Annotated in this window: 7 protein-coding genes; 3 read left to right on the top strand and 4 right to left on the bottom strand. The window is 32.1% G+C overall.

Annotation, left to right across the window (positions count from 1 at the left end; all coding sequences use genetic code 11):
- Positions 1–294: 294 nt before the first annotated feature.
- On the bottom strand, positions 295–1,335 hold the full coding sequence (locus tag MHI57_RS24865; RefSeq protein ID WP_340978935.1) for a protein rep: 1,041 nt from the start codon (positions 1,333–1,335) through the stop codon (positions 295–297).
- A gap of 404 nt (positions 1,336–1,739) precedes the next feature.
- Here MHI57_RS24865 and MHI57_RS24860 point away from each other — a divergent pair, with 404 nt between their 5' ends.
- On the top strand, positions 1,740–1,919 hold the full coding sequence (locus tag MHI57_RS24860) for a hypothetical protein (protein ID WP_340978934.1): 180 nt from the start codon (positions 1,740–1,742) through the stop codon (positions 1,917–1,919).
- Positions 1,920–2,465: 546 nt separating this feature from the next.
- On the opposite strand, the gene mobV is transcribed toward MHI57_RS24860, so the two are convergent.
- On the bottom strand, positions 2,466–3,614 hold the full coding sequence (gene mobV / locus MHI57_RS24855) for a MobV family relaxase (RefSeq protein ID WP_340978933.1): 1,149 nt from the start codon (positions 3,612–3,614) through the stop codon (positions 2,466–2,468).
- 792 nt (positions 3,615–4,406) lie between these two features.
- Here mobV and MHI57_RS24850 point away from each other — a divergent pair.
- Positions 4,407–4,877, top strand: a complete 471-nt coding sequence (locus MHI57_RS24850; RefSeq protein WP_340978932.1) for a hypothetical protein — start codon at positions 4,407–4,409, stop codon at positions 4,875–4,877.
- 360 nt (positions 4,878–5,237) lie between these two features.
- Positions 5,238–5,711: a DUF3967 domain-containing protein gene (locus MHI57_RS24845; protein ID WP_340978931.1), complete on the top strand. Its 474-nt coding sequence runs from the start codon at positions 5,238–5,240 to the stop codon at positions 5,709–5,711.
- 145 nt (positions 5,712–5,856) lie between these two features.
- Here MHI57_RS24845 and MHI57_RS24840 read toward each other — a convergent pair whose 3' ends face one another.
- Together MHI57_RS24840 and MHI57_RS24835 are read right to left on the bottom strand one after the other, a co-directional pair.
- A complete protein-coding gene (locus tag MHI57_RS24840) occupies positions 5,857–6,081 on the bottom strand; it encodes a DUF7695 domain-containing protein (RefSeq protein WP_340978929.1) in 225 nt (74 codons plus the stop codon).
- 234 nt (positions 6,082–6,315) lie between these two features.
- On the bottom strand, positions 6,316–6,510 hold the full coding sequence (locus MHI57_RS24835; RefSeq protein ID WP_340978928.1) for a hypothetical protein: 195 nt from the start codon (positions 6,508–6,510) through the stop codon (positions 6,316–6,318).
- Positions 6,511–6,778 lie beyond the last annotated feature (268 nt).

The raw sequence follows: 6,778 nt of genomic DNA, 5'->3' as shown, positions 1-6,778 counted from the left end.
AAGCCAGTAAGCACAAGGCTTCTGACTGCTTCGTAACTACCAATAATAAGTGATGTTATGTCTACTAGAATGTATGGAGAGTGTATATTTATTTATCAACTCAACATAACCAATTTTTCATTTTTAAAATATCGGATTAGAAAAAAGGCTTACACGAGGGTACTTGCAGTTTGATAAAGAAAAAGGACAAACACAAAAAGATATTTAGAAGTTTTTTTGATGTGTGACAGTAAAAAAAGACTTATATAAAAACACAACCACTTCTGGATAATCCAGAAGTGGTTAAAAATAGCCTTAATCGTCGACTTCTATTTCATCAATTAACTTTCCATTGTACTCTTTCAACTCTTCTTTATTTAACTCTTTATATTCTTGGTTAAATTTCAGAAGATCCGCATTCCATGTAGCTATTAATTTATAAAAATATTCATTTTGATCTTCACTCATATGCTTGTCCAATTCACCCGCAGCATATTTTTGTGCATACTCTTTCAATAAGCCACCATAAACAATTAATTGTCTACCTTTTAAACCAGAATAAAAAACATCAAACACGTCTTCACTAACAGCCATTTCATAATCCTTCGCAGAATACTTTGCGATTTCCGCAACCGCATTTCCCCCCCGAATTAAATTCACTTTTTGAATACTGACTTGAGTTATTTCTGATAGATCCGTTACATCTCGCCACATTTCCAACCAAGATTGTTGAGATATATAATATCTTTTATCCGTAAAATAAGATTTATTTACACACAGCAACACATGAAAATGAGGATTATATGTATCATAAGTCGGATTATTATCTCCAATTTTAAGATTTCGTTTTTCATAATAAGCCTGTTTTCTCTTATACATTTCTTTCGTGATAAAACGCTCTTTATCATAGGTCATTTCTAATTTTCTGATATAACCCTTAATCGAACGTTCAATATTTCTTCTCTTAAACAATTTATTAAAAGCTTTATTAAATCTATCAATCTCTGTTTTTACAGAATCAGCTTTAATATTTGGAGTAGTCAAAGTCAAAAATAAAAAATCTTTGTTTTCATCTACCTTAATTGCTTCCATCATCACCGATATTTTCATAGCATCTTTTCTAGCTTTTCGCCAAGAACAAATCGGACAAAAGCGATTTTTACAAGTATTCGATTTCACTAATTTTTTATTTAGCTTATCTTGAGTAGTAATAAATTGATTAAAGGTACTACACAATTGGAACAATTCTCGACCACTCTCACTTAAATTTTTTCCCATAAAATTATATATTTTTAGATTTTGTTTCTTCTTAGGTTGGTATTTGCCAACAATTTCATCTTGATTTTTATCTAACATTCTTGTTATATTAGTCCTAACTGAATTAAGTGTAAAAAAGGGTACACCAATACCCTTTAAGGACTTGCTCCCTTCTAATGGATTTTATTATTTTTTTCTAGTCAATTAAAATGATAAATCACTAGGTACGAATGAGCAAGTCTTTTTTTTATTTATCCTTACAGCCACAAGGGAAAAGCCATAATAAGGGCACCGATTTCCATGCGGAAATAGTTACCCTTATTATCAAGATAAGAAAAAACAAGAAAAAGTCCTCTCATAAAATGAGAGGACTTTTTCTAATTGTTTAATAGTTATTAAACAATCTACATTCATAATAAAATGTAAATTTGGTATAATCTTCATAGGCGAGTTAGCAAGCAATAGTTTCTCACCATCTTTGCAACGCAAAGGAGGTGAGTCATGTGAAAAGAAATACTTGCAGTTGCAACTGTAAATGTACAACTCGAGTCGAGAGACTTCGAGAGCAACAAGAACTACGTAAAACGCAAATTAAAGCCCAAACAATTCGCTTTATGGACTTCCTTGTCCGAGGAATTCCACTAGCAGAAAGAATTGCCGAGGCCTTAATGAGCATCTTTTAACCCAAAGAGTATTTCACTACTATGGCATTTCTACTAAGCTCCTGTCCAAAAGCAAAGGTAGAAATTTACTCGTCTTCGTCCCGAGAAGCTAGCTATTAGCAGTGAAATATTTCTTTTAACGTTTACTAATATATTTATTCATATACCCGATAATATGACTTTTATTTCGTAATAAAAGCCATTCTAACCAAGTTAACTAAAAATAAACAAACAAAACAAAAAACATCTGATGTCCAGTCAGATGTTTTTTTGAATGTGCTATTGAAAACAGACAATAAATTTTAAATAACACACTCTACATTAAGTATCATAATCATGCAGTTATGTTAAAAATGATTTGACTCCGTCCAAAGAGCCATGTGAAAAAAATACCTGTTACCTTGTCCGAGGTAACAAACTGTAATGTACACCTATAATATTGTCAAACTAATCTATTCATGTCAACAATTCTATATAAAAAACAAAACAAAATTTTGTTAACAAAAATAACATATCATAACATTTAAGTAATAAGTATAATATACTTTTAAAAGTATATTATACTTATTATCTTTCTAATGAACGACTTCTCTCAAATTTCCTCTTTCTCTCTTTCCAATCAGAATAATCTTGAATACCTTCTGAAGATTCATGAACGTGTTCCAATGTCTTTTCTTTCTCTTTTTCAACAGATGGATCATCTTCATAAAATCTCTTAGCATAAGTAATGGCTCGCTCAAAAACACCCTTTGCATATTTTGAAGCATGTTTTTGAGCCAACTGAAATATTTTAGCCATTTGCTCCTGCGCCTTCTCTAAAACACTCACACGCTCTTTTAATTGCTTATTTTCAGCTCTCAAACGCTCATTATCAGCTAATATTACGCTTGATGTACGATGTAACGTATTTATCTTGTCCATTTCTACTACAGGAACCACATAAACCTCTAACAGTTTACCCTTGTATTTTACTGTTTGTTTCTCTTCAAAATACTTTGGAGGATCATTTTCCTTTTCCAAATACTCCTTAGAAGTACTCAGTTGCCTTTTTAAGGCTAATTCTTCTTTTTCTAGACTTTTAATACGGTTTTCTTTCTCCTCTTCAATTTGGGCCATTTCTGCAACCCTCGCATGCATATCCTTAAATTCTTGAACGCTCATATGTTTACGTTCAGCATTGGATTCCCCCCGTTGCAACTCAAATCCCTTTTTTTCTAAAAATGATGGTAGTTCATCTTGAATGGCCAACAATTCTTTACGATTAAAAACATTCTTTGCTTGAAGCTTACCATCCCTCATCGGTACTATACCTAAATGCATATGTGGTGTCGTTTCGTCTAAATGAACTTGAGCATAAGCCACATTTTGATTTCCATAACGCTCCTGAAAAAATTCAGTCGCTGCTTTAAAGAAAGCTTCTGTCTCTTCCAATGACTTATCTTTGAAAAATAGATTGTCACTCGTAACAATCCATTCATTTACAAGAACCGCATCTTTACGAATCGCCCTGGTCGCAGTTTTCTGTGATTCGATGATATTCATTACATTTTCTCTATAATCAACATTTGAAGGATTCACTAAATCATAATTAAGATGCGACTTTGTCGCATCAATATCTGGATTACTATGATTCTCAAATTCTCTTTGATTATGCTTTTGGATCCCTCCAAGATTTTGAGATTTCATTTTCTGCATTCTGGCTACGACGTAACTCAATGGATTATCCACCCCGCTAGGTTTTAAAGACTTTAGTACATAAAGTATAACACACTATACTTTACATTAGTAAAGTGTGTGCTCTGCGAGGCTAAAACCTTGCCTCCAAAGTCGGCTAAAATGACCTGTCTCCAACGGGTTAAGGGAAAAACTTCCCTTAACAATCCCCTTCTAAAACTCCCCCAACCCCCTCAATATTGAGGGGGCTTCCCCCCGCCCTCCGGAGCGCCCAACAACGAGTTGTTGGAACTGCCAAGAGGGTCTTGGCGGAGTGAGTCTATCAACTCTTATTCTCCTTTCTAGAATTTCATCTCCCTTCGGTCGTGAACTTCTACGAGTTGCGATACGTTGACAGACGCCCTAATTAATCCGTCTTAATCAAAAAAGCAAAATTATCTTTTGATAAATAAAAAAAGAAAACGCCCACCTTGTAAAGAGATAGGGTTTTCTTTTTTAACTTACTAATTTGGTTTATTACTTTTTTGAATTTTAATATACATATAACATTGCAACAAAGAAAGAATTATTCCGATTATACCTAATGTATTTACTAATAAAGTAGAGTTATTAAGTGCCATAATCATAGAAATAAATAAAATTACTAATACTACTTGATTGATTTTATATAATTTATCCATTAAATCTCTCAACTCCTTAATATAACAATAAATGATTCATATATTTTACGTAAATAATTTTCTGGAATTAAATTTCCATAAAACACTTCCTTTTTTAAACATAATAGTATAACATTTCATATTGAACTAAGATTAATATGGAGGGAGAAACATTATGAATCTACTAAAGAAAAAATCTATCCTCACAGGTGCTGCATCATTAATAATGATTAGCTCTTTGTCTCTAACACCAATTAATTTAACAAAGAATGACAACCAACTTCAATTAGTCACAAATAAAGCCGAGGCCGCTTCAGATTGGATTTATGTAGATACTGTCAAAAGAAGTACAAAAAATAATGATACAACAACTAAAGGTGCAATTGCTTCAATAGGTGCACTACTTGCTATTCCAATGCCATATACTGCACCCCTTTCTGCATTTGCAACTGTCATTATAAGTGACAATATAAAAACTGCTTATTTTAAAGATAAAAGATCTATGAGAATGGCAGGTACTGTCTTTCAAACTAAACACGAAATAACATTATATACTGATTCAAGTTATAAAAAACAAAAAGGTAAGAAAGTTACGATTATACATAATGATACTGGTGGTCCTAAAAGTTTGGAATTAGAAAAATAGAAAAAAATAGCCCTCTAAAGGGCTATTTTTTTCTATTAATATATCAATTTCAATCAATTTTCAAATTCCATAGAATCTTAATATATTTTCAAAAAATAATTTTAATAACAAATCGTTCTTAAGAATAAAAACGGCCATTACCCCAACTCATATCCATTTCCAAAGCACATTCTAATTTTTGTATAACTCTTGTTTTGATAGTTTCAGAAACTCCTCAGATAGAACACCTTCTAATACTCTCTTTGAATCATTTTCTGTTACACTCAACTTAGAACTTAGCGAATCGATAAAATTACGTCGATACAAAAATAAAAAAGGCTTTCTACAATTCATAGCGAACCTTATAGCGAGGTGAAAAATATGAAAAATGATTCTTCAGTTTATACAAGTAAACAAGTAGCAAAACATCTTTCTATAGAACCTGTAACAGTAAGAAAATATTCTCAAATGCTTGAAGATAAAGGATACAAATACAAAAAAGATGAAAACAATTGGAGACAATATAGCGAAGAAGATATAAAGTATTTGGAGTACTTAATCAAACTCAAAAAAGAAGATAAAACATTGAATGAATCCGTTGATTATATAGCGAGTTTATATCGCTCTAATTTGAACATATCGAGTACCGATATGTCGCTACAAGAAGAAGAAAATCCATTAATTCAATTTATGAAAAAGCAAGAAGAGTTCAACGAAAAACTTCTTCAAAAACTAGAAGATCGAGACCAACAATTAATGACTGCCATTCAAGAATTACAGGAAACAAAAAAACAAATTGCTATGACTGAAGAAAAAAATAAACATGAAAAAAAGTGGTGGAAGTTTTGGGAATAAACTTCTACCACTTTTTATGATTTCTATTTACAAGCCCCGATTTTATTAATCGCAGGCGAGGTTTGCGATCCCTTCTTATTACCCGTCATTAGGAAGAACGGCTCCTTTTTTATTCGTCGCTCAAGGATTAGCGACAGACTTATAATTAATCATTATTATCATACACCGAAAAACTAAAATCAATAATATCATCTAAATTTTCATTTTCACCAGGTGTATAATTTAACCCCCAACCATAACGCTGATAATCTTGGCCACCATCTATAAAAATCGCGCCACATTTACAATGCCTTAAATCATGGCTTGTTCTCGATTGAATAATCACTTCACATTTTTTACAACGCGCCCTATTTATCAATGGCCTTTTCATTTTCTCACCCACACGTCTATTTATAATTTAAAGTTAACCTATAAACCCAATAACTAATTTAACAAAATACATCCACTCCTGGATTATCCAGAAGTGGATAATCCACTTCTGGTTAAAACATATTGTTCACAGTAAATTTCAAATTGATCAGACTTACTCCCCCAAGCGTTTAAAACGTTTTGAGACGAGATGTTTCTAATATATCTAGAAAGGAGAAGTCCCCCCTCCTTATTTCTATTTCAACTTTTGGATAATATCATATTGATAAGCTATAATCCCCCCTAAACAGACAACTAAGATAATTAAAAACCAAGTAGAAGGATCCATACTCAACACAAACAAACCAACATTCGCAAGCGCTGTAGGAAACATTCCATCTACAACCATCAAGATAAAAGTAGCAACAGCACAAAACTTACTTAAGCTCATATTTTATACCTCCATACTATTTCTAAGTAATATAGCAGAACTCCTTACTTTTTCTTCGTTTTCAAAAAGAAAGAAGAACCCTGCTTTGTAATTGCAAATAACGTAAGCTTTTTTTCTGAAAATAGGCAAGGCTTTACTCATCCCATTTCAATATTGAAAAATCGGTCAGATTTATACATCAATTTATACATTCTTTCAAACCGAGAAATCTTGCTCTATCAACGTTTTTATCACTGTATATTGTTCGGCCATAGAGAACGAAAAGAAA

It is taken from the genome of Cytobacillus sp. FSL K6-0129, assembly GCF_038007625.1.
Taxonomy (GTDB): Bacteria; Bacillota; Bacilli; order Bacillales; family Cytobacillaceae; genus Cytobacillus; species Cytobacillus kochii.
This window is presented reverse-complemented; position numbering and strand designations above follow the sequence as displayed.